General features: G+C 70.1%; 18 protein-coding genes. 5 read left to right on the forward strand and 13 right to left on the reverse strand.

What is annotated here, in order from left to right:
- Nucleotides 1-55 precede the first annotated feature (55 nt).
- On the reverse strand, nucleotides 56-1198 hold the full coding sequence (locus OG953_RS14945; protein ID WP_383974922.1) for an SDR family oxidoreductase: 1143 nt from the start codon (nucleotides 1196-1198) through the stop codon (nucleotides 56-58).
- A 192-nt stretch (nucleotides 1199-1390) separates the two neighbouring features.
- Here OG953_RS14945 and OG953_RS14950 point away from each other — a divergent pair, with 192 nt between their 5' ends.
- Both OG953_RS14950 and OG953_RS14955 read left to right on the forward strand, forming a co-directional pair.
- A complete protein-coding gene (locus OG953_RS14950) occupies nucleotides 1391-2842 on the forward strand; it encodes a zinc-dependent metalloprotease (RefSeq protein ID WP_405684693.1) in 1452 nt (483 codons plus the stop codon).
- Nucleotides 2839-3387: an NUDIX hydrolase gene (locus tag OG953_RS14955; protein WP_405684695.1), complete on the forward strand. Its 549-nt coding sequence runs from the start codon at nucleotides 2839-2841 to the stop codon at nucleotides 3385-3387. The genes OG953_RS14950 and OG953_RS14955 overlap by 4 nt, the downstream gene beginning before the upstream one ends.
- An 81-nt stretch (nucleotides 3388-3468) precedes the next feature.
- On the opposite strand, the gene OG953_RS14960 is transcribed toward OG953_RS14955, so the two are convergent.
- The 4 genes from OG953_RS14960 to OG953_RS14975 all read right to left on the reverse strand — a co-directional run bounded on the left by OG953_RS14960 (nucleotide 3469) and on the right by OG953_RS14975 (nucleotide 7295).
- On the reverse strand, nucleotides 3469-4224 hold the full coding sequence (locus OG953_RS14960) for an AIM24 family protein (RefSeq protein WP_405684696.1): 756 nt from the start codon (nucleotides 4222-4224) through the stop codon (nucleotides 3469-3471).
- Between the two features lie 19 nt (nucleotides 4225-4243).
- Nucleotides 4244-4924 (reverse strand): AIM24 family protein, encoded by a 681-nt coding sequence (locus tag OG953_RS14965; protein WP_405684697.1) that lies wholly within the window; start codon nucleotides 4922-4924, stop codon nucleotides 4244-4246.
- An 11-nt stretch (nucleotides 4925-4935) separates the two neighbouring features.
- A complete protein-coding gene (locus OG953_RS14970) occupies nucleotides 4936-6564 on the reverse strand; it encodes a TerD family protein (RefSeq protein WP_405684699.1) in 1629 nt (542 codons plus the stop codon).
- Between the two features lie 107 nt (nucleotides 6565-6671).
- Nucleotides 6672-7295 (reverse strand): M48 family metallopeptidase, encoded by a 624-nt coding sequence (locus tag OG953_RS14975; protein ID WP_405684700.1) that lies wholly within the window; start codon nucleotides 7293-7295, stop codon nucleotides 6672-6674.
- Between the two features lie 220 nt (nucleotides 7296-7515).
- On the opposite strand from OG953_RS14975, the gene OG953_RS14980 reads away from it, so the two are divergent.
- Nucleotides 7516-8661, forward strand: a complete 1146-nt coding sequence (locus tag OG953_RS14980; protein WP_405684701.1) for a ThiF family adenylyltransferase — start codon at nucleotides 7516-7518, stop codon at nucleotides 8659-8661.
- Nucleotides 8662-8702: 41 nt separating this feature from the next.
- Nucleotides 8703-10097 carry an ABC1 kinase family protein gene (locus OG953_RS14985; RefSeq protein WP_405684702.1) on the forward strand — a complete coding sequence of 465 codons (1395 nt, stop codon included), beginning with the start codon at nucleotides 8703-8705 and terminating at the stop codon, nucleotides 10095-10097.
- Between the two features lie 112 nt (nucleotides 10098-10209).
- On the opposite strand, the gene OG953_RS14990 is transcribed toward OG953_RS14985, so the two are convergent.
- The 5 genes from OG953_RS14990 to OG953_RS15010 form a co-directional block, all read right to left on the reverse strand.
- Nucleotides 10210-10425, reverse strand: coding sequence for a hypothetical protein (locus OG953_RS14990; RefSeq protein WP_405684704.1), 216 nt, complete (start codon nucleotides 10423-10425; stop codon nucleotides 10210-10212).
- A 179-nt stretch (nucleotides 10426-10604) separates the two neighbouring features.
- The gene (locus tag OG953_RS14995) at nucleotides 10605-10928 is read right to left on the reverse strand and encodes a hypothetical protein (protein WP_405691838.1); all 324 of its coding nucleotides are present in this window, start codon (nucleotides 10926-10928) and stop codon (nucleotides 10605-10607) included.
- A 32-nt stretch (nucleotides 10929-10960) separates the two neighbouring features.
- Nucleotides 10961-11329, reverse strand: a complete 369-nt coding sequence (locus tag OG953_RS15000) for a WhiB family transcriptional regulator (protein WP_030915514.1) — start codon at nucleotides 11327-11329, stop codon at nucleotides 10961-10963.
- Between the two features lie 173 nt (nucleotides 11330-11502).
- Nucleotides 11503-11835, reverse strand: coding sequence for a hypothetical protein (locus OG953_RS15005; RefSeq protein ID WP_093897473.1), 333 nt, complete (start codon nucleotides 11833-11835; stop codon nucleotides 11503-11505).
- Nucleotides 11836-12000: 165 nt separating this feature from the next.
- Nucleotides 12001-14253, reverse strand: coding sequence for an ATP-dependent DNA helicase UvrD2 (locus OG953_RS15010; RefSeq protein ID WP_405684705.1), 2253 nt, complete (start codon nucleotides 14251-14253; stop codon nucleotides 12001-12003).
- 158 nt (nucleotides 14254-14411) lie between these two features.
- Between OG953_RS15010 and OG953_RS15015 the strand changes: the two genes are divergently transcribed.
- The gene (locus OG953_RS15015) at nucleotides 14412-14666 is read left to right on the forward strand and encodes a mycoredoxin (RefSeq protein ID WP_093897475.1); all 255 of its coding nucleotides are present in this window, start codon (nucleotides 14412-14414) and stop codon (nucleotides 14664-14666) included.
- A 99-nt stretch (nucleotides 14667-14765) separates the two neighbouring features.
- Here OG953_RS15015 and nudC read toward each other — a convergent pair whose 3' ends face one another.
- From nudC to OG953_RS15030, 3 genes are read right to left on the reverse strand one after another with little or no spacing between them, the layout of a single operon-like run.
- On the reverse strand, nucleotides 14766-15713 hold the full coding sequence (gene nudC / locus OG953_RS15020; RefSeq protein WP_405684707.1) for an NAD(+) diphosphatase: 948 nt from the start codon (nucleotides 15711-15713) through the stop codon (nucleotides 14766-14768).
- Between the two features lie 44 nt (nucleotides 15714-15757).
- A complete protein-coding gene (locus OG953_RS15025) occupies nucleotides 15758-17152 on the reverse strand; it encodes a dipeptidase (RefSeq protein WP_405684709.1) in 1395 nt (464 codons plus the stop codon).
- Between the two features lie 10 nt (nucleotides 17153-17162).
- A complete protein-coding gene (locus tag OG953_RS15030) occupies nucleotides 17163-20678 on the reverse strand; it encodes a UvrD-helicase domain-containing protein (protein ID WP_405684711.1) in 3516 nt (1171 codons plus the stop codon).
- Nucleotides 20679-20780 lie beyond the last annotated feature (102 nt).

Consider the following 20780-nt stretch of genomic DNA (forward strand, 5'->3'; position numbering starts at 1 on the left):
TCCACCGGCGGGCCGCCCCTGACCTCGGAGCCTTCTACAGACGGGCCGCAGCCCCCTAGATCCGGCGGCGGGCCTTGCGGGCACGGCGGACCAGGGCGGCGGTGCCGAGCAGCGCCACGGTCGCACCGGCGGCACCTGCCGCGGTGGCGTCCTTACGGCCGAGTCGGCGTCCGGCGACGGTGTGCCGGCCCTCGACCTCTTCGAGGAGCGCGGCGAGCACCTCCTCGTTGGTCCAGCTCGGGCGCCAGCCAGCGTCGTGCAGCCGACTCACGCTGACCACCCAGGGGTGCATCGTGTACGCCAGATCGCCCGCCGGGGACGGGGTGAGGCCGATCCGGTGCAGCCGGGCGGCGGCGCCGAGTGCCACGGCGGAGGGCAGTTCCATCCGGCGGACGCCGCTGAGCTCCTCGACCTCCTCCTGTTCGAGCCAGCCGTCGCAGCCGACAGCGAACTCGCCGTCGATCTTCTCCAGCGCGGCGTACTCCAGGGCCGTGACCAGGTCGTCGACGTGGCAGAACTGCCAGGTGGGGCGTGATCCGGCGACGACCAGGAGGCGCGGCGACTCGAAGTAGCGGGTCAGCGCGGTGTCCGTACCGCCGACCAGGACGGTGGGGCGGACCACGGTGACATTGAGGCCGGGGTGGGCGCGGGGTGCGCGACGCCCGAGCCGTTCGATCTCCAGGAGGTCGCCGACGCCGGTGGCCTCCGCCGTGGCACGCAGTTCGGCGTCCTCGGCCAGAGGGATGTCGTTGTCGGGCAGCGCCCCGTAGACCATCGCCGAGGTGCACAGCACGACCCGGTGGACCCCGACGGCCGCTGCGGCGGTCAGCACGGTCTGGGTGCCGCGCACGTTGTAGGCGGTGCGGGCGGCGGGGTCGGTCTCCAGGTCGAGATCGAGTGCCAGATGCACGACGACATCTGCGCCACGCAGCTTCTCCGCGATGGCGGGATCCCGTACGTCGAGGATGTGCCAGGTCGCCTCGGAGACTTCTCCCCGGCGTTCGTCGATGGCGATGACCTGCTTGATCTCCTCGGACGCCGCGAGGCGTGCGGTGAGCAGCTCACCGACGCCCCCCGCGGCTCCGGTGACCGCGACGACGGGGCCACGGTTCCTGGAGCGGCTCTTTGCGGGCTTGTTCTCTGTCGAGGGGTCGGACAGGTTTCGCGCTGCGCGAACCTGAGGATCTGGGGAACTCACCGGGCGTCTCCAGCGGTTGTCTTCAGTACGTACCCGAATGACGCGTACGTACCAGGTGGCGTCCATCCTGCCGCAGGCCGGGAGCCGGCGGAGCACTGAGGCCCCAAGCGGACTTTTGGTGTCTACGCTGGATGGTGATGTCGGGCAGTCGCCGTCGGTTCGAGCCGGCGGCCCTACGAGCCGAGGAAACCCGTGAGTGACACCCCATTCGGATTCGGCCTTCCGCCGGAGGAGCCGGAGAACGGCGACGAGGGCAAGAAGAAGGACCCCACCGGAGGTGGGCAGGGTTCCGGCGGGCCGGCGAACCCGTTCGGCTTCGGGCCCGGCGCGGGCGGGGACAACCCGTTCGCGGCGATGTTCGGCACGATGAACCCCAACGACCTGGGTGCGGCCTTCCAGCAGCTCGGCCAGATGCTGAGCTACGAGGGCGGTCCCGTGAACTGGGACATGGCCAAGCAGATCGCCCGCCAGACGGTCTCGCAGGGCACGCCGGACGGCACCAAGGACGCGAGCGTCGGCCAGTCCGAGCGGTCCGCGGTCGACGAGGCGCTGCGGCTTGCCGACCTCTGGCTGGATGGCGTGACGTCGCTGCCCTCCGGTTCGGTCTCCACCGTGGCGTGGAGCCGTGCGGAGTGGGTCGAGGCGTCCCTCCCCGCCTGGCAGAAGCTGGTCGACCCGGTGGCCGAGCGCGTCGGTCTGGCCATGGGCGATGTGCTGCCCGAGGAGATGCAGGCGATGGCGGGCCCGCTGATCGGCATGATGCGGTCCATGGGCGGCGCGATGTTCGGCCAGCAGATCGGGCAGGCCGTCGGTGTGCTGGCGGGCGAGGTGGTCGGTTCGACCGACATCGGGCTGCCGCTGGGCCCGGCGGGCAAGGCCGCGCTCCTTCCGCTGAATGTGGAGAGGTTCGGCAAGGACCTCAGCGTGCCGCAGGACGAGGTGCGGCTGTACCTGGCCCTGCGCGAGGCCGCCCACCAGCGGCTTTTCGCCCATGTTCCGTGGCTGCGCTCGCATCTGTTCGGCGCCGTCGAGGGGTATGCGCGCGGCATCAAGGTCGACACCAGCAAGCTGGAGGATGTGGTCGGCCAGTTCGACCCGTCGCAGCCGGAGCAGCTGCAGGACGCCCTTCAGCAGGGCATGTTCCAGCCGGAGGACACGCCGGAGCAGAAGGCCGCTCTGGCCAGGCTGGAAACGGCGCTCGCACTGGTGGAGGGCTGGGTGGACGCGGTGGTGCACGAGGCCGCGAGGTCCCGCCTGACCTCGGCGGACGCACTGCGCGAGACCATGCGCAGGCGCCGCGCCTCCGGCGGGCCGGCCGAGCAGACGTTCGCCACGCTCATCGGCCTTCAACTGCGCCCGCGGCGGCTTCGCGACGCCTCGCGCCTGTGGGCGTCGCTCACGGACGCCCGCGGTCTCGACGGACGCGACGCCCTGTGGGAGCACCCCGACATGCTGCCGACCGCCCAGGACCTGGACGATCCGGACGGCTTTGTGCACCACGAGCAGCTGGACTTCTCCGAGCTGGACAAGATGCTCGGAGAGGCCGCGAAGGGTCCGCAGAAGCCCGGGGCCGAAGCGGGCGACGCGGGCTCCGAGGAAGCCGACGACCGGAAGAACGACGGCAAGGGCGAAACCGACCAGTGAGCCTGTACGACGACGCCGTTCTCGTACTGAAGGGGTACGAGAACCCGGTGGACGCGGCCCAGGAGGAACTGCGCCAGGTCTATCTGGACCATCTGGCCCGGTATCGCGACGGCATGTGGAAGGCCTGCGAAGCCGGACATCTGACGGCCAGCGCACTGGTGATCGATCCGGAGCGCGGCCGGGTCCTGCTCACCCTGCACCGCAAGCTGCAGATGTGGCTGCAGATGGGCGGCCACTGCGAGCCGCAGGACAGCACGCTGGCCACCGCGGCGCTGCGTGAGGCAACCGAGGAGTCCGGCATCAGCGGCCTGACCCTGCTCGCGGGCGGACCGGTGACACTGGACCGCCACCGTATTCCCGCACCCTGTCACTGGCATCTGGATGTGCAGTACGCGGCGCTGGCGCCGTCGGGCGCGACGGAACAGATCAGCGACGAATCGCTGGACCTGCGCTGGTTCCCGTACGACGAGGTCGCGTCGGTGGCCGATACATCGGTCGTACGGCTGATGACGCGCGTCCGCGCAGCGCTGGAGCAGCGCAGGTAGGGGCGACATGCGGCACGGCTGAGGGGCGGTCTCCAGGGAGACCGCCCCTCAGCCGTGTTGTCCGTGCCGGTGCGCTGCGGCTCAGTTCCAGGAGTTGTTCTGGTTCTGGCCGTGGGCGCCCTGCTGGCCCATTCCGTACTGGGCCCGGATGCCCTGGCCGATCTCGTGGTTCTGCGGGGGCAGCACCTCGCTCGGCTGGACCAGGGCGAAGCCCTGGCCGAGGAAGCTGAGCTCCCAGCCCTCGCCGGTGTTGCCACGCCGCCGCCAGACGCCCGAGGAGTGCGTCTGGGCCTGCATCTGCACGCGCAGCGAGCTGGACCAGGCGACGGTCGCGTCGGCATCGGCGTTGACGTACTTGTCCGGCGTGACCTGCATCATCAGCGGCTGGCCCGAGGTCATCAGAGCGACCTTGCCGGTGCCGGAGATGTTGAGCTGGTACTTGCCGGTGCCCGAGATGCCGTACTGGCTGTCCACCGCGATGACCTCGGTGTGCAGCGAGGAGTCGAGCGCCAGGACGTAGGCGCTGTCCACCGTCATGCCGTCGTGGTCGACATCCACGACATGGATGTACTGCGCGAGGTTGGCTAGGTAGACGGTGCCCTGCCCGGAGCAGCGCATCAGGTCCAGGCCCTCGCCGGTGCTCGCGCGGGCGCGACGCTGCCCGTGCGACTGGTACTCACCGTCGAACTCCATCAGTCCCTGATAGGCGACCATGGCACCCTTGCGGGCGAGGACGTCGTCCTGGCCGGTCAGCGAGACCCGCAGGAGCTGCGGGTTCTGGACGGTGTACCTGTCCTGGGACTGCTGTTCCGTGTAGCTGAAAAGCGGACTCTGCATGGTGTGTTCTCCCTCCCCCTCAGTTCCGGATCCGCAGGCGGTCGGTACTGTCCTCGCTCGGCTGTACGACGACGATGCCCTGGCCGGAGAAAGCCATCTGGTACGCCTCGCCGCTGCCCCGCCCGATGAGCGAGGATGCCTTGAAGCTGCGCTTGCCCTTCACCTTGAGGTTCGGGGACCACGCCACGAGGGCGTCCGGGTCGACGTAGGTCTCGTCCTCGCCGCGTCCGCAGTCGACGACGATCGGTGTGCCGCGCGAGGTGATGGCGACCCAGCCGGTGCCCGAGATGCAGACGTTCCACAGGCCCTGGCCGGCGAACTTCGCGAGGCCCTTGACCCGCTCCACGCCCCAGGTGAGATGGCCGTCGAAGGCGAGGACGTTGGTGCCGTTGACCGAGAGGGAGTCGTTGTTGAGGTTGATGACGACCACATCGGCGCCGTAGTCGGCGAGGTAGAGCAGCCCGTCGCCGGAGCACTTCATGATCGGTGCGCCCTCGCCGGTGATCCACTGGGAAGCGATCTGACGGACTGCGGGCGGGTTGGGTTCGTACTGGATGAAGCCCTCGTACGCGACCATCGAGCCGGTACGTGCGTAGAGGTCCTGGCCGGTGGCCATGGCGACCTTGAGCATCGTGCGGCCGTGGTTCTCCATACGGGCCGTGACGGGGGTCGGGGCGTAGCCCGCGAGTTGCTGGTTCATGACGGGCTCCCTCAGACCTCGTAGGGCTGGACGACGATGAAGTTGCCGGGGGCGCCCCGGAACTGAAGGTTCACGGTCTCTCCGCTGTGTCCCGGGTACGCGTTGCGGCGCAGCCGGACCTGACTGGAGATGATCACCTGGGATGCGGACGACCAGGCCACGACGGCATTGCAGTCGGCGAAGGTGGTCGGGGTGACGGGCAGTACGACAGGGACGCCGTGGGTCTTGACGACGACCGTGCCGGTGCCCTGGAACTGCATGGTGAACAGGGCGCCGCCGGGGATGCCGTGGCCCTCGATCCTGCGGACCTCGTGCTGCAGCGACTCATCGAAGGCGAGGACGTTCTCCGCCGAGACGCAGATGCCGTCGCCCTGCAGCTCGATGGCGTGCAAATGGGAGCCGTCCTCGGCGAGGAAGACCTGTCCGCGGCCGGTGCAGCGCATCAGCTGCATTTCCTGGCCGGTGGAATTGCCGACGATTCGGCCCGCGAAACCGGCACCCTTGTAGCTGAAGTCGACCTTGCCCTGGTACATCACCATGCTGCCCTGGCGGGCGAGCACGGGCGTGCCGCCCATGGTGAGGTCGACCCGCATGAGCTGCTGGTTCTGCGGGGTCCAACGCTGCCCGGTGGCCGTCTCCTTGTATGGCTGGAGCGCGGCCTGAAGACCGGCCCCGGCCTGCGGCACGCCTTGCGGCACTCCCTGGGGCATACCGGGCGGCTGCATTCCGGGAGGCTGCTGGCCGTACGGAGCGGGGGCCTGCTGCCCGTACGGGGCGGCGGGCTGCTGGCCGGGGATCTGCCCGAACTGCGGCTGCTGGGACGGCTGGCCCGGCTGCCCGTACGGAACCGGGGCGGGGGCGGGCGGCGGCATCGTGCCACCGTGCGGTGCCATCGGGGCTGCCATCGTCGGCGCGGCATGCATCTGCTGTTGCGGCGTGGGGGCCGGGGCCTGAGCGGCCGGGGCGCCGAAGGACGGGGCCGGCTGCGGGACTTGGGGTGCCTGCGGCGCGGCCGGGGCACCGAAGGACGGGGCCGGCGCCGGTGCGGCCGCCTGGGCAGGCGGGGCGAACGACGGGGCGGCTGCCTGCGGCTGAGGTGCGGCGGGCTCCTCCTCGGCGACCTCGCCACCGAAGTTCTTCAGCAGCGCGTCGAGGCCACCGTCGAAGCCCTGGCCGACGGCGGCGAACCGCCACACGTCCTTCAGGTAGAAGTCGCCCAGCATCACCGCACGCTCGGTGGTGAACTCCGAACCGTTGAAGGCGTACCTGACGACTTCTTCGCCACCCGCGACGATCCGGATGTACCCGGGGCCGACCTGGGACATCTGCCCGGCGCCGTCGACCGTCGCCGTGAACGACAGCTTGTGGATGTTCGCCGGAATGCGGTCCAGGGTGACGCGGAACGACTCGGTGTCACCGGCCTGGGCTCCAAGGAGCTGAATGGACTCCTCGGGCGATTTAGGCTGATTGAAGAAGATGAAATACCGGTCGTCGGAGAGCTGCTCATTGGCATCGAGGCCGAAGCAGCTGATGTCAAAGGTCAGTCCCGGGCCGGCGATCTGCACACCTACGTACAGGTCCGTCCCCGGCGTGAGATCGCTGATCTTGGCCTTGTGGCCGCGCTGGAATTCCCTGGCCATGCGTAACGACCGTCCCCCATCCCGAATGTGAATGCGTCGCGCCAGGCTAACCGCAAACTCCGACATTGAGCTAAGTCGGTACACACCCGGTACAGAATCGCCGAACGTCACTCGCCGCGCGCAGCAGGCAGATGCGGCAGGCGGTCGGCCGCCACCACCCCTTCGAGGTAGCCGCGAGCCCGCTCAGTCCGCGGGTACGCCTCCAGCAGCCCCCAGAATCGCGGACCATGACCCGGGACCAGCAGATGCGCGAGCTCATGGACGAGCACGTAGTCGACAACGTACTCGGGCATGCCCTGCAGCCGGTGCGACAGTCGGATGCTGCCCTCCGCCGGGGTGCAGGACCCCCATCGGGTGTTCTGATTGGTCACCCACCGCACTGACGCGGGTCTGGCCCGGCTCTGAAAATACTGGGCGGACAACCGTTCGGCCCGCTCGGCGAGTTCGCTGTCGCCGAGGATGCGTTTGCTCTCCTGGGCCGCGAGTTTGTCGAGCATCACGTTCACCCAGCGCTGCTCCTCGGCCTCCGACATCCGGGCAGGGATGAGCACGATGGTGCGGTCTCCCTCCCGGTACGCGGAGACCGTTCTGCTGCGGCGATTGCTCCTGCGGACCTCGACCGCGCTCGTTGCCGAGGTGAGGGGCGGACGGTCCGCCGCGCTGCGCTGATGAGTTCCGGCGCTGCGCGCGGGGGTCTCCCCGGCGAATCCGGGTGACGGGTCGGCGGGCACGCCATGACGTTACCCGGTGTCAGTGGGGGAAGTCCCGCCTCCGGGACCGTTCGCGCTCGATCCGCTCCACGGCATGCACCATTTGAACGACTAATACCCCATGCCTGTGGATAACTTTCTGCACATTTCGACGCCTGCCTGCATTCTGACAACGGATCTCGCAGAGATCCGGGCCACAGCCCACGCACAGAGATCATGGAACACAGACCGGGGGAACGCCGTGTATCCGATGTTGAAGCCCGCACTGCGCCGTGCGTGGCGCGGCCGGGGAACCGTGCAATTCGGGGTGACCCCCGCTCATGCGGTGAAGCTCAGTCCGATGGATATCGCAACGGGCTGTTTTCTGGAACTGCTCGACGGCACGCGCGGCCTGCCGCTGCTGCGCGAGGAAGCCCGTGCGTTGGATCTGTCGGACCTTCAAGTGGACACCTTGGTGGGCCGATTGACGGATGCGGGCCTGATCGACGATGTGCGGGCTGTCGGCCCGGAGACCGATGCGTTACGGAACCGGCCCGGCGCCCTGGAGCGGCACCGCCCCGATCTGGCGTCGCTCTCCGTCGTCCATCCCGAGCCGGGCGGCGGGATGCGGCGACTGGCGGCCCGCCGGGCGATGCGGGTCCAGGTGCGGGGTGCCGGCCGGGTCGGTGCCGCGATCGCGGCGGTGCTGTCCGGATCCGGGGTGGGCCGGGTAGAGGTTCTGGACGGCGGGTGCACCGAGCCGTGGGACGTCTCACCCGGCGGGCTTCCACCGGCGGCCGTCGGGGAGCGCAGGGACACCGCCGCCCGGCAGTTGGTGCGAAGGTCGGCCCCGAGTTCGGCTCCCCGGGCATCGGAGACGGCGGGTTCCTCGGCGGGTGGTGAGCCGGGGCTGTCACTGATCGTGGTCGCCCCTCGCGACGGCCTCGGGGTGTACGCCCCCGACCCGCGTCCGGCCGAACCGTGGATCGCTTCGGGGACTCCCCATCTCTATGCCGGGGTGATGGAGGCGACGGGAGTGGTCGGCCCCCTGGTCCTGCCCGGGGGTACGGCGTGCGCGGGGTGTCTGGCGCTGGAGCGTGCGGACCGGGATGGCCAGTGGCCCAGGATGCTGTCTCAGTGGCAATCCGGGCGGCGCACTGCTGTGCAGGCCTGTGACCTGGGGCTGGCGACTGCAGTGGCCGGTCTGGCGGCCGCCCACGCGCTGTCCTTTCTGGACGGGGAGCTGCCCGCCAGTACGGGGACCCGCTGGGAGGCCGCGCTGCCGCTGTTGGACTGGAGGTCCGAGCGGATCGGGGCGCACCTCGGCTGTTCCTGCGGAGCGACTGGGCACACTGAGGGGGAGCGCGTCTCCGGGGGCGAAGCAGCACACGACACAATGGCTGGGTAACCGCCTCACGCGGTACGGCAGTCTGGGATTTGGAGGGGCTCATGTCTGATCTACCCCGGAAAGCGGTCACCCGTACCGCCAAGTTGGCCGCCCTGCCATTGGGCTTCGCCGGCCGCGCCACGTGGGGTCTGGGCAAGCGGATCGGCGGGAAGTCGGCGGAGTTGGTCGCCCGGGAGGTGCAGCAACGCACTGCGGATCAGCTCTTCAAGGTCCTGGGCGAGTTGAAGGGCGGGGCGATGAAGCTGGGGCAGGCCCTGTCCGTCTTCGAGTCGGCGCTGCCCGAGGAGGTCGCCGGACCGTATAGGGCGGCGCTCACCAAGCTGCAGGAAGCCGCTCCTCCCATGCCCAGCGGCACCGTGCATGCGGTGCTGGAAGAGCGACTCGGCGAGGACTGGCGGGAGCTGTTCCTCGAATTCGAGGACAAGCCGTCGGCCGCCGCATCGATCGGTCAGGTGCACCGGGCGATATGGCACGACGGGCGGGAAATCGCGGTGAAGGTGCAGTATCCGGGCGCCGGAGAAGCGCTGCTCTCGGATCTGACCCAACTCAGCAGGTTCGCCCGGTTGCTCGGTCCGTTGATCCCCGGAATGGACATCAAGCCGCTTATCACGGAGCTGCGCGACCGGGTCTCGGAGGAGCTGGACTACGAGCAGGAGGCACGGTCGCAGCGGGACCACGCCGAGGAGTTCGCGGCCGACCCGGATGTGGTGATCCCCGGCGTGGTGCACCAGTCCGACCAGGTGCTGGTGACGGAGTGGATGGACGGTGTTCCGCTGGCCGATGTGATCGCGGAGGGCACGCCGGAGCAGCGGGACCGGGCCGGCGAGTTGCTGGCGCGCTTTCTCTTCTCGGGCCCAGCGCGCACCGGGCTGCTGCACGCGGACCCCCATCCGGGCAACTTCCGGCTGCTGCCCCCGGAGGACGACGCCGGCGAGGCCGGGCAATGGCGGCTCGGAGTGCTGGACTTCGGCACGGTTGACCGGCTGCCGGGTGGTCTGCCGCAGCCGATCGGGGACTCCCTGCGGCTGACGCTGTCGGGTGATGCGGATGCGGTGTACGAACTGTTGCGCGAGGAGGGGTTCGTCAAGGACTCGATCGACCTCGAACCGGATGCGGTGCTCGAATATCTCCTCCCGATCATCGAACCGGCACAGGTGGAGGAGTTCACCTTCACCCGGAGCTGGATGCGCAATCAGGCGGCCCGGATTGCGGATCCCCGCTCCCCCGCTCATCAGCTCGGCAAGCAGCTGAATCTGCCGCCCACCTATCTGCTGATACACCGGGTGACGCTGAGCACGATCGGGGTACTGTGCCAGCTGGGTGCGACGGTACGGCTGCGTGACGAACTGGAGTCCTGGGTACCGGGGTTCCTGATGAAGAATCAGCAGGAGTCAGTGGTGCAGGAGTTGGCGGGCGACGCGACCGCCGGTGCGTAGGGCGGCCTTCGAGCCCCGGGACCGGGCCCGGGTTGCACTCACGACCGGGAGCGTCGCGCCCCCAAGCCGTAACGCCCCGGGCCATCATGCCCGGGCGGCACCATCAGGGGCGTCACCACCAGGCAGAGTCGAGACGGCTCTCGATCGCCCTGATATGAGTACGGGCGCACTCTTCGCAGAAGTACTCGTGTCTGCCGTTCTCCACGGAGCAGGTCCAGGCCGGCGGTGCGCTCTCGCTGTCGGCGGAGGTACCGCACAGGGCACAGACGACCACGGCGGCGTCCCTCTGCGCGGGTTGCTGAATCCGGTGATGAGTCTCCTCGTCCACCTCGTGACGATAACTCCGTCTCCGCTGTGCCGCGCGGCACCACACAGCACGACCGCACAGCACGACCGCGGGGCCGGCCCGTTCGGACCGGCCCCGCGGAAGGGGTACTGACTATGGGTACTGATTGCTGCTGGGCAGAGCGGCTGCCCGGCAGCGGGTGCTGCTGGTGTTCGGCCTGACTAGTGCATGACTGCCATGGCCAGCGCACGGCGGGCGCGCATCGAGGCGCGCTCGGCCCGGCGCTGCATCCGGCGCGCGGCGGCCAGGCGCACGGCCTGGCGTCGCGCGTCGGCTTCCCTCAGGCGGTCGTGCATATGAGCACGAGCCAGGGCTTCTGGGATGAGTTGCATCTCGCGGGTCCTGTTCTGACGTGAGTCGTTCGCGCCGATGATCGTGACGTTCGGTGTTGCGGAGCCGACGGGCTCATTCGTGGGGACGGACATTGGTGCCTGATTTCGGGGATCGTGGGTGTGGGGGCGGTCGATGGTTCCGATGCGCTTCATGGGTTTGGGGGCCGTGACCCCCAGTCCGGCGGTCACGCCGCGACCGGGTTCTTGCGCGGACGGCCACGCGGCCGCTTGCGAGCAACGACAACGCCCTGGATGAAGAGCTCACCACCCCAGACGCCCCACGGCTCGCGACGCTCCTTGGCGCCGGCGAGGCAGGCCTCGACGAGCGGGCAGGTGCGGCAGAGGGACTTGGCGTACTCGACGTCGGCCGGCGACTCGGCGAAGAAGACCTCCGGGTCGTAGGAGCGGCAGGGGACGGGCACGCCGAGGTTCTCGATGGCGTCGTCGAGCGCGGTGAGCGCAGTGAGGGGGATCAAGGTGGAGTCCTCCGTGAGGCCGGGCGGCGGGATCGTTTCGGAAGGCGGTACGGACGGGGCGTGCGCTTCGAGTTGCACGGTGGGTGGTGTCCTCGTCTGGTCGTTCCGGCCTGTTGGCCGGGGGGCGGCTGGTACCGGGTGTTGCTTGTCCCGAGGCTCCTTCGCGCTGTCTCGTCCGTTTGGACAAAACAAAAGGGCCGCGGATCCCGAGTGGGGTTCCGCGGCCCTGAAGGCGCCGGCCTGATTCTGAATCAGGCTGGATCACTCCAGGGTTCAGGCCCACGGAAGGCCCACATCGTGTGGTGCATCGTCTGCTTCTTGGCGCCGGATTCCGCTCCTGCACCGACAGCCGCAAAGGCATAGGCCTGGGCCTGTCCCTTCGCTACTGCTGCTGCCGGTGCCTGGGTCGGTCGCTCATTGCGCTCCCGCACAGGGAGGTTCGACAGGGACAGCGGGCTGACGGCGGAAATGCCGGACAGACCGGTGCCACGCAGCGAGAACTCCGAAGAGCAGGCGAGGCCGAGCGAGCAGGCGGAGACGACCGAGAGATCGGTCATTTTGTTGGTCTCGATGATGCTGATCACTTCAATCGCCTCCTCTCGGCGTCTCGGGGGGACCGGCAGGCCGGTCCTGCGTATTCGGATAAGTACAGCACAGGGCCAGGGCTTCAGAGAAGTCACTGTTCCCGTGGTTAAGAACCTATGGTGATGACTGGGGCGGGCGCAAACTATTTTTTCGACGAGTTTTTCTCACACCTCGTCAACGGCGTCCCCGAGCCCTTCTTCCACCGTCTCACCTGCGCAAATGGCAAGGACCGCGGTCCCGAACCGATCCAGCTTCCGCGCGCCGACCCCGGAGATCCCGGCCAGTTCGCCCGCGCTGCCCGGCACCGCCTCGGCGATCGCCATCAGCGTCTTGTCCGTGAACACGCAGTACGCGGGCTGACCGATCTCCTTCGCCCGGACCGCCCGCCAGTCGCGCAGCCGCTCGTACAGCGCCTCGTCCATGTCTGAGGGGCAGTCGTCGCAGCGCATCAGCTTCATCTCACCCGCATCGGTGAGGGTCTTGCCGCAGACCCGGCACCGGGCAGGGCCGCGGCGGCCGCGTTTGGCGACCGGTCCGGGGCCCCGTTCGATCCCGCCGCCTCCGGCCGCGCCGCGCGTACCGAGGGCCACCGAGCCGGGGCGCAGTCCGTTCAGGAACCGGCTCGGGCGCCGGGCGGCGCGGCCGCCGGGCGAGCGGGACAGCGACCATGACAACGAGAGATGGAAACGCGCCCGGGTGACGCCGACGTACAACAGCCGACGCTCCTCCTCGATCTGCTCGTCGGTCTTGGCGTAGGTGATCGGCATCATGCCCTCGTTCAGCCCGGCCAGGAACACGGCGTCCCACTCCAGGCCCTTCGCCGAGTGCAGCGAGGCGAGTGTGACTCCCTGGACCGTGGGGGCGTGCTGGGCGGCTGCGCGCTCGTCGAGCTCCGCCACCAGATCGGAGAGTGTCGCCCCCGGCTTGGCCTGTTCGAAATCCTCGGCGAGCCGGACCAGTGCGGCCAGGGACTCCCAGCGGTCGCGCACCGCGCCTGAGCCTGTGGGCGGCTCCGTGGTCCACCCCTTGGTGGAAAGCACCGCGCGCACCTCCGCCGGCAGCCCCTCCGCGTCGTCGAGCAGGGAGTCGTTGCCCCCCGCGCGGGCCGCGCCGCGCAGGGCGATGCCCGCCTCCCGTACCTCCGCGCGTTCGAAGAAGCGCTCCGCGCCGCGCAGCTGGTACGGCACGCCCGCGTCGGCCAGGGCCTGCTCGTAGACCTCGGACTGGGAGTTGACCCGGTAGAGCACGGCGATCTCGCCGGCAGGGACGCCCGCGGCGATCAGATCGCGGATGCGGCGAGCGGTGCCTTCGGCCTCCGCGGGCTCGTCCGCGTATTCCGTACAGACGGGCTCGGGGCCGGGCTCGCGCTGTGAGACCAGTTCGAGCCGGTGCTCGGCGGCGCGGCCGCGGGCCTGGCCGAGCAGCCCGTTCGCCAGATGGACGACCTGGGGGGTGGAGCGGTAGTCCCGGACGAGCTTGACCACCGTCGCGTTGGGGTGGCGGGTCCGGAAGTTCAGCAGGTGGTCGGGGGTGGCTCCGGTGAAGGAGTAGATCGTCTGGCTGGCGTCACCGACGACGCACAGGGTGTCTCTGTCGCCGAGCCAGAGGTCGAGCAGCCGCTGCTGGAGCGGGCTGACGTCCTGGTACTCGTCGACGACGAAGTGCTGGTACTGGCGGCGGACGTGGTCGGCGATGTCGTGGCGGTCCTGAAGAATGGCGACAGTGAGGAGCAGCACATCCTCGAAGTCGATCACCGAGCGGTCGCGCTTCAACTGCTCGTACATCGCATAGATCTGGGAGATCTCGGCCGGATCGCGCGGGGCGTCCCGTTGGGTCTTGGCGACCACGGCCGGATAGTCGGCGGGCACGGTCTGAGTGACCTTGGACCACTCGATCTCGCTGGTGACGTCGCGCAGCTCGTTGCGGTCGAGCCGGATGCGGCAGCGGGCCGCGGCCTCGGCGACCAGCTGGACCTTGCGCTCCAGCAGCCGGGGCAGGTCGCCGCCGACCGCCTTCGGCCAGAAGTACTGGAGCTGGCGCAAGGCGGCGGAGTGGAACGTCCGCGTCTGCACCCCGCCCGCGCCGAGCTGGCGCAGCCGTCCCCGCATCTCGCCCGCAGCCCGGTTGGTAAACGTGACAGCAAGCACACTTGTCGGCTGGAGTATCCCCGCGCGCACCCCGTAGGCGATGCGATGCGTAATCGCACGCGTCTTGCCCGTACCGGCTCCGGCCAGCACACACACCGGGCCGTGCAGGGCCATGGCGACCTCGCGCTGCTCAGGGTCCAGGCCGTCGAGCACGGCGTCGGCCGACTCGGGGACCTGTGGGAAAAGAGAGGAATGCGTTGCTGCTGTCACCCCGCCATGCTGCCAGGTCGGAAGAGGCGGGCGCGGAGGTTGTCCACAGGGGGGCCGCATCTGTCGTACTAATACAGGGGTGGCGGCGGGAATGGTGGTCGGCTCACGTACGTTCCCTTTCCGTGCGGCGACGCACTTTCCAGCTTCTCCGCGTGCCGGATGAGACGGATGAGACAGACGAGTCTGACAAGACTGACGAGACAGAGGAGCGCGAAGACATGTCGGGCACTGTGACGATGTACAGCACCACGTGGTGCGGCTACTGCCGTCGGCTCAAGAGCCAGATGGACCGCGAAGGCATCGCGTACAACGAGATCAACATCGAGCAGGACCCGGACTCCGCGGCCTTCGTCGAGAAGGCCAACGGGGGCAACCAGACCGTTCCCACCGTCCTGGTGGTCGGCTCCACAGGTGTCGAGGCCGTCATGACGAACCCGTCACTGGCCCAGGTGAAGCAGGCGCTCGCCGCCTGATCCCGCCGCTCTGACAGCACAGTCGCGCCCCCTCCGGTCGAGCACCGGAGGGGGCGTTCCTGTACGCGCCCGGGGGTTCTGCAGCCCGTACGCCGTGCGTCAGCCGACGGTTCCCGGCCTCGGGAGCGGCTTGCCGTACCAGAGTTCGATCAGGCGGGCCGCGATCGAGATGCCGAACGGGGGCATGATCTCGCCCGACTCGAAGGCCGCCGTCAGGTCCTCGCGGGAGAACCAGCGGGCCTCCTCGATCTCCTCGCCGTCCACGTTGATCTCCGACGAGGTCGCCCGTGCCATGAAGCCCAGCATCAGGCTGGACGGGAACGGCCAGGGCTGGCTGGCGATGTACTCGACCTCGCCGACCGTGACGCCCACTTCCTCGAACACCTCGCGGGCCACGGACTGCTCGATCGACTCCCCCGGCTCGACGAAGCCCGCGAGCGTCGAGAAGCGGCCCTCGGGCCAGTGCACCTGGCGGCCCAGCAGGGCGCGGTCCTGGTCGTCCGTCACCAGCATGATGACCGCAGGGTCGGTGCGCGGGTAGTGCTCGGCACCGCAGGCCGGGCAGCGGCGGATGTGGCCGGCTGCCGCGATGACCGTGCGCTCGCCGCAACGCGAGCAGAAGCGGTGCAGGCGTTGCCAGTTCTCCAGGGCCACCGCGTGCACCATCAGGCCCGCGTCGCGGGGGCCGAGCAGCAGTCCGGCCTCGCGCAGGCCGGCCGGGCGGGCCGGCTGGTCCATGCGGCCTGGCAGGGAGTCCTTCTGGAGCGCGAAGTAGCTGACGCCGTCCTCGTCGGTGCCGAGGAAGTAGCGGTGGGTCTCGGTGACCGGGGCCTCGAAGGCCGGGGTCATGACGATCTCCGTACCGCCGTCGGCCGTGTCGTCGATCAGCACCTGCCCGCCGGAGACGACGAACACACGGGTGGTCGGGTGGCTCCACGCGGCGGACAGCCAGGCCTCGTCGAGGCGGTGGTGCGCCGCGCGGTCGATGCCACTGGGCGCCGTGAGACCGATGGGCCGGTCTGCGGTGGCGTTGTCGAAGGTGCTCACAGGTGCTTCCTACTCCCCCGGGATGGATCGGGTGTTCAGAGGATTCAGCGGAGTGCGGCGGCCAGCTCGCCCCAGAGGTGGGCGGCTGTCTCCACGCCCTTGAGCAGGAGGTCGAGTTCGACCTTCTCGTTGGGGGCGTGCCAGCCGTCGGACGGTACGGAGATGCCCAGGAAGAGGACGGGTGCGCCGAGCACGTCCTGCAGGTCGGCGGCGGGTCCCGAGCCTCCTTCGCGGGTGAAGAGGATCTTCTGGCCGAAGGCCCGTCCCATGGCGCGGGCCACGGCCTGCAGAGCGGGGTGGTCCAGCGGGGTCAGACAGGGGCGAGTGGCGGGGGCGAAGGTGATCCGGTGACGGACACCGGCCGGGACCTGTGCCTCGGCCCAGGCCCTGACCACCTGCTGGATGTGGTCGGGGTCCTGGCCCGCGACCAGCCGGAAGCTGATCTTCACCAGGGCGGAGGACGGAATGATCGTCTTGCTTCCGGCGCCCTGGTAGCCGCCACCGATGCCGTTGACCTCGGCGGTGGGGCGGGCCCAGATGCGTTCCAGCGTGGAGTGGCCGCCCTCGCCCGACGCCGCTCGTGACTTGGCGGTACGCAGCCAGGTGGCCTCGTCGAAGGGCAGCTCGGCGAAGAGCGCGCGCTCGGTGTCGGTGAGTTCCGTCACCCCGTCGTAGAAACCGGGGATCGCGACCCGTCCGTCCGCGTCGTGCAGTGCGGCGACGAGCCGGGCAACGGCGGTCGCCGGGTTGGGGACCGCGCCGCCGAACGAGCCGGAGTGGATGTCCTGCTCGGGGCCGTACAGCTCGACCTCGCACTCGGCGAGGCCCCGCATACCGGTGCAGACCGTGGGGGTCGTCTCGTCCCACATGCCGGTGTCGGAGACGATCACGGCGTCGGCGGTGAGCCGGGCGGCCTGCTCCTCGACCAGGGCGCGGAAGTTCGGTGAACCGGACTCCTCCTCGCCCTCGATCAGCAGCTTGAGGTTGACGGCCGGGGTGGCGCGGCCGGTGGTGGCGAGGTGGGCCCGGACGCCGAGGGTATGGAAGAACACCTGCCCCTTGTCGTCGGCGGCGCCCCGCCCGTACATGCGGCCGTCGCGGATCACCGGCTCGAACGGGTCGGTGTCCCAGCCGTCCTCGCGGGCGGCGGGCTGCACGTCGTGGTGCCCGTAGACGAGGACTGTCGGGGCGTCCGCGTCGTCGGACGGCCACTCGGCGAAGACTGCGGGAGCGCCGGGCGTCTCCCAGATCTCGGTGACCGGGAAGCCGGTCTCCTCGAGCTTGGCGGACAGCCACTCGGCGCTGCGTCGTACGTCCCCGTCGTGGACCGGCTGGGCGGATACGGACGGAATGCGCAGCCAGGCGGCGAGGTCGTCGAGGAAGGCTGTGCGGTGCTGTTCGGTGTACGTACGGACGGCGCTGTCCGGGGTGTCGCTCATGGCCTTGAGCCTATCGGCCCGTGGAAGGTGGCTCGTCCAACAGGAGCCGCTCCAGCTCCGCCCGGCCCGGGAGGCGGGTGGGGCGGACGGTCTCTCCGCTGCGTACGTACAGGAACGTGGCAGTGACATCGGTGAGCGGCAGGTCGTGCAGCTCGGCCCAGGCCAGACGGTAGACCGCGAGCTGGAGGGGGTCGGCGGTGTTGGTGCGGGTGGTCTTCCAATCGACGATCTCGTACGTGTTCCCGGTGCGGTACACCGCGTCGATACGGCCCCGGATCACCCGGCCGGCCAGAGTGATCTGGAACGGCGTCTCCACGCGGTACGGCGTACGGCGGGCATACGGGGTGCGCTCGAAGGCCTCCTTGAGTGCGGCGAGGTCGCGCTCGTCGGCGATCTCGGCGTCGCTCTCGTCGCCGCCGGGCAGCTCGTCCGGCCCGAGCATGGGCAGCGGCAGCTCCTCGAAGCGGGACTCCACCCAGGCATGGAAGCGAGTACCCCGGCGGGCCGCGGGCTGCGGGGGCCGCGGCATGGGACGGGCCAGCTCCTGGGCGAAGCCGTCGGGGTCGTCGGCGAGACGCAGCAGCTGGGTGGCGGAGAGCGAGGCGGGTACGAGAACGTCGCGCACAGTGGCGCGGGCGCGGCGCAGTTCGCCGGTGAGGGCGTCGAGGTCGCGGTCCCAGGAGGCGAGTGTGCGGGATTCCTCGGGGGTGAGGCGCTGTTCCCCGACGGGCCGGGGCGTGCGGGCAGCCGGGACGTGCGGCGTGGGAGCGGGGGCGTGTGGCCTGGGGACGGGGGCCGGCGGGGGCTCCGACGACAGGACGTCCCAGTCGTCGGCCTCGTCGGGGTACGCCTCGCTGCCAAGGAACGGGTCGTCCTCGTAAGGGGCATCGTACGGATCGTCGTACGGATCCGGGGTGTCGGACGGCGCCTCATACGCATCCGGAACACTCCCCGCCGCGGCCAGGGCCTCCAGATGTGCCATCACCGTGTCCGCGGCGGCCCGGCGGCGGGTCAGGGCGGTGTCGTCCAGGGGGAGCGGCCACGCCCGGTCGGCCTCCTTCTCGGCGAGGGCCGGGTTCTCCTCGTCCTCGGCCGGTTCGTCCGCCCAGGCCTCGATCTCGCCGTGTCCGGCCGCGCAGTGCTCGTACAGCGCGTGCAGGAAGTCGGACGGGCCACGCGGCTTCTTCTGGGTCGGGCCCCACCAGTGGCCGGAGCCGAGCAGCAGGGTGCGGGGCCTGGTGAAGGTGACGTATCCCAGGCGGAGCTCCTCGGTGTGCTGATGCTCCTTCATCTCCTCCTTGAAGCCCTTGAGCCCCTTGGCGTCCCACGAGTGGATGACGGGAAGGGTGGCGGTGTCCCCGCGCAGGGCATGCGGGAGGACCTTGGGCTGGGAGGTCCAGGCGTCGCGGGACTGGCTGCTGGGGAACTGTCCGGTGACCAGGCCGGGCACCGCGACGACGTCCCACTCCAGGCCCTTGGACTTGTGGGCGGTGAGGACCTTGACGGTGTTCTCGCCGCCGGGCAGGGCGTTGTCCAGACCCTTCTCGTACTGGACTGCCGTGCGCAGGAAGCCCAGAAAAGCAAGGAGGGTGGCCTCGCCGTCGACGGCGGCGAAGCGGGCCGCGACGTCGAGGAAGTTGGCGAGGGTCTCGCGGCGGCGGGCGGCCAGGGCGTGCGGCGATGCGGAGAGCTCAACCTCCAGGCCGGTGGTGGCGAGGACGCGGTGCAGCACGTCCATCAGGGGGTCGGCCAGCGAGCGGCGCAGGTCGCGCAGTTCGGCGGCCAGGCGGGCGAAGCGAATGCGGGCCCCGGCGGAGAACGGAAGTCCGTCGTCCTCTCCTCCACCCGATTCGAGGAAGGTGTCCAGGGCATCGGCGAGCGAGATCACTTCGGCCGGGTCGATGCCTTCGACGGCCTCGGCGAGGCGGCGGTCGGGGTCGAAGTCGTCCTCGTCGCCATGGGCGGCGCGGTGGACGAGGAGGCGGGCGCGGCGGCCGAGGAGTGCCAGGTCGCGGGGGCCGATCCGCCAGCGGGGGCCGATGAGCAGCCGGACCAGGGAGGCGTTGGCGCCGGGGTCCTGGAGGACCTCGCACACTGCGACCAGGTCGGCGACCTCAGGCAGGTGCAGCAGCCCGGACAGGCCGACGACCTCGACCGGGATGTCGCGGGCCACCAGCGCGGCCTGGATCTCCGGGAAGTCGCCCGCGGTGCGGCACAGGACGGCGATCTCGCCGGGCGCCTTTCCGGTCCTCACGAGGTGGGCGATCGAGTCGGCGAGCCAGTCGATCTCTTCGGTGTGGGTACGGAGCAGGGCGCAGCGGACGATGCCGTCGCGCTCGGCGCCCGGGGCGGGGCACAGTGCCTCGACGCCTTCGTGCATGGCGCGCAGAGGCGCGGCGAGGCCGTTGGCGAGGTGGAGGAGGCGGCCGCCGCTGCGGCGGTTCTCGCTGAGGGAGTAGCGGGTGGCGGGGGTGCCGTCGGCGTGCGGGAAGTGGAGCGGGAAGTCGTCGAGGTTGGCCACGGAGGCACCGCGCCAGCCGTAGATCGCCTGGCAGGGGTCGCCGACGGCGGTGACGGCATGACCGGTGGCCACCGCCCGGGTGGTCGCGCCGGACTCCGCCCCGGTCACCACCTCCGTAACCCTTGCCTCGGGGCCCCTGCCGAAGAGGGCGGAGAGCAGCAGGCGCTGGGCGACGGAGGTGTCCTGGTACTCGTCGAGCAGCACGACGCGGAATTCGTCGCGCAGGATCGCGCCGACCTCGGGGCGGGTGAGGGCCAGCTCGGCGGAGAGGGCGATCTGGTCGCCGAAGTCGAGGACGTCGCGGCTCTTCTTGGCCTCGCGGTAGCGGCGGGTCAGCTGCAACAGCTCACGACGGGCCTGGGCGGCCTCGGGAATCTTGCGCAGCTCGGCATTGGTCAGCCGGGCCGTTTCCAGCGTACGGAGCAGGTCGGTGTCGTACTCCGCGAGCTGTTCGGGGCGTACGAGATGCTCGGCCAGCTCGGCGTCGAGGGCCAGCAGATCGCTGACCAGCGTGGGGAACGACCTCGTGAGAGCCGGATAGGGGCCGGGCGCCTCGCGCAGTACGCGGGCTGCCAGCTGGTAGCGGGTGGCGTCGGCGAGGAGGCGGGTGGTGGGTTCGAGGCCGATGCGCAGCCCGTGCTCGGTGAGGAGCCGACCGGCGAACGCGTGGTACGTGGAGATGCTGGGCTCGCCCGGAGGGTTGTCCGGATCGATGGCGTCCGGATCGGTGACCCCGGCCGCGATCAGGGCCTTGCGGACGCGCTCGGCGAGCTCGCCCGCCGCCTTGTTGGTGAAGGTGAGTCCGAGGACCTGCTCCGGGGCGACCTGGCCGGTCCCCACCAGCCACACCACGCGCGCCGCCATCACCGTGGTCTTCCCCGACCCGGCTCCGGCCACGATCACCTGCGGGGCGGGCGGCGCTGTGATGCAGGCCGTCTGCTCCGGGGTGAACGGGATCCCGAGGAGCTCCTTCAGCTGCTCGGGATCGGTGATGCGTGAGGACACCCGACAGAGGCTAGCCGCGCGCACTGACAATGTGCCGGGGCCGCCGGACGGTCCGGGCGGGCCGGTGGCCCGCAGCAGGTCCGACCGGCGGCCCGCAACAGG

This window comes from Streptomyces sp. NBC_00057 (assembly GCF_045041165.1).
In the GTDB taxonomy this organism is placed as follows: domain Bacteria; phylum Actinomycetota; class Actinomycetes; order Streptomycetales; family Streptomycetaceae; genus Streptomyces.